Annotated in this window: 1 protein-coding gene; it reads left to right on the top strand. The window is 43.9% G+C overall.

All coding sequences use genetic code 11. The annotated features are described in order from the left end of the window. Positions 1-640 precede the first annotated feature (640 nt). Positions 641-2,455: a reverse transcriptase/maturase family protein gene (locus QZ379_RS12565; protein WP_291565460.1), complete on the top strand. Its 1,815-nt coding sequence runs from the start codon at positions 641-643 to the stop codon at positions 2,453-2,455. The last annotated feature ends 189 nt before the right edge of the window (positions 2,456-2,644 follow it).

The following is a 2,644-nucleotide window of genomic DNA, read 5'->3' on the forward strand; positions in this document are numbered from 1 at the left end:
GAAACCGTGGCGTGATCTTTGCCACCGGCACACCGGTCAGCAACTCCATGACCGTGCGCCCGTAAGGGGCTGTAATAATCTTACCTTGAGCAAGTAATAGGGCAAGGTATCAAAGCGGAATAATCCGCACCCTATCGTCACCCGACTTATCCAAAAGGGGAAACCCGATGGGGAGTGTAGCATGTCGGAGGGCACGAAACACGGAAACTTCCAAAGTGTTTGCGTGGTAGTGGCGAAAAGTTATGAATAAGGATGAAAGCTAAACTGCCTGAATGACAGTCGGAGATTGGGCAAAATGTTGCTCCATGCGTAAGGAAGTTATACTCGCATGTACTCTGGTGGATATGAGTCGGCCATGCGTATCCACAAGATACCCAGAGTAAATCAGCCATAGGATAATGGAAAACGACGAACGTCACATCCGAAATCATAACAGGCTTATGTTATTACAGTTCTAAACGGGGATTGCCTAAGGTAAAATGCCGAAAATCGGCTATGAGTGCTATGAGAAAAGTGACTCTGAATATTTACTATGGCAACAGAGTCTCCGTAGTAGTCCGAGGACGGGAAAGCCGTCCACATGGCGAAGGGAGACAGTCTTTCTTCAATACAAATAATAAGGAAAGGTGCGTGAGGCATTATGAGAAGTCCCGAAAATGTATTGAAAAGTTTAAGTGAAAAAGCAAAAAACAAAGAGTACAGGTACGAGAGATTATACCGTAACCTGTACAACCCAGAGTTCTATCTGCTTGCATACCAGAATATTGCGACCTCTCAGGGGAGCATGACGGCAGGTGCAGACGGATTCACTCTTGACGGTATGAGCATGGAGCGCATTGAAAAGCTCATTCAGAAGCTGAGAGACCACTCATACCAGCCGAACCCTGCAAGGCGTGTTTATATTGCGAAGAAAAACAGCAGTAAAAAGCGCCCATTGGGGATTCCGTCAACGGACGATAAACTGTTACAGGAAGTTGTCCGTATGATACTTGAAGCAATCTATGAGCCGACATTCTCTGATAATTCACATGGTTTCAGACCGAAAAGAAGTTGCCACACAGCGTTAAAAGAAATCGTAACGCTGTTCACTGGTGCAAAGTGGATAATCGAAGGAGACATTAAGGCTTGTTTTGACAGCTTCGACCACCATATCACAATACAGCTTTTGAGAAAGCGCATAAAAGATGAAGCGTTCATATCGCTGATGTGGAAGTTTCTAAGGGCAGGATATATGGAACAGTGGACATACCATGAAACGTACTCCGGCAGTCCACAAGGCTCCGGTGTCAGTCCGATACTTGCCAACATCTATCTGAATGAACTTGATGAGTTCATGGCAAGGATGAAAAAGAGTTTTGACAAAGGCGATACAAGAAGCCGTAAAGTCCACAAAGACCATGATAAGGTACGCTGGGCTTATCGGAAAGCGCAGAAAAATCTGGAAATAGAGCGCACAGAAGCAAACCTAGCAGCATTTAAAGAAGCAAGGAAAGTGATGTTGTCCACACCACATTTAGACGAGATGGATGAGAATTACAAAAGACTTCAATACAACCGTTACGCTGACGATTTCCTGATTTCAATAACAGGTTCAAAGCAGGATGCTGAAAATATCAAGGAACAGGTAAAGATATTTCTAAAAGACAAGCTAAATCTCACAATGTCGGAGGAGAAAACTCACGTTACCCATTCCTCTGAAAAGGTGCGGTATCTTGGATACGACATAAGAATATCAAGAAGTCAGGACACAAAGCGGACGAAAAAAGGTCTGCAACGGGTGTGGTATGGAAAAGTGCAGTTATATATGCCGAAAGAAAAATGGATTGCGAAACTGCACGAATACGGTGCGTTTAAAATCAAAAAAGACGAAAACGGCAAAGAGATTTGGAAGCCACTCCACAGAGGGGCGCTTATGCCATTAGACGATGTGGCAATCATCAGTAAATATAATTCTGAAATCAGAGGATTGTACAATTATTACAGGTTAGCAATCAATGTATGCAATCTGGGGAAATTTCATTCTATCATGCGTGGAAGCTGTTTAAAGACGTTGGCGGCAAAATATAATTCTTCTGTTATGAAGATGTATAAGAAATACCGTAGCGTAAAGGGCGACTTTGGCGCAGATTACAAAACCAAGAGTGGAACAAAGCGGTGTGAGTTTTACAATGAAGGATTTAGGCGTAATAACAATATCGCACCTGAATTTGTAGACATTATGCCGAAATACAGAGGGCAGATAAAACCGAATAGTCTTGCAGGACGTTTAAAAAGCGGACAATGCGAGATGTGCGGAGCAAACCCCGCGAAAGTGTATATGCACCATGTAAAGCGCTTAAAAGATTTGAACGCTGATAATGAATTTGATGAACTGATGTTACTGAAAAGGCGGAAGTCATTGGCTCTCTGCCCGAAATGCTACGAAGAAGCAAAGACAAAATCACTTAAACTATGAAAGATGGCGAGCCGTGTACATCGAGAGGTGTAAGCACGGTTCTGGAGGGGGTTACGCCAAGACCACGGACGAAAGGAAGTATGGCGTGGCGTTTCCTACCTTATGAGCTTTACACCATGCAGCGTTATCTTCAATATGAACGCCTGCAAGAGCTGAACATGACCCACTTCGACTGCTGGGCTTCCCGAT

This window comes from Bacteroides sp. (assembly GCF_019417265.1).
Classification (GTDB): domain Bacteria; phylum Bacteroidota; class Bacteroidia; order Bacteroidales; family Bacteroidaceae; genus Phocaeicola.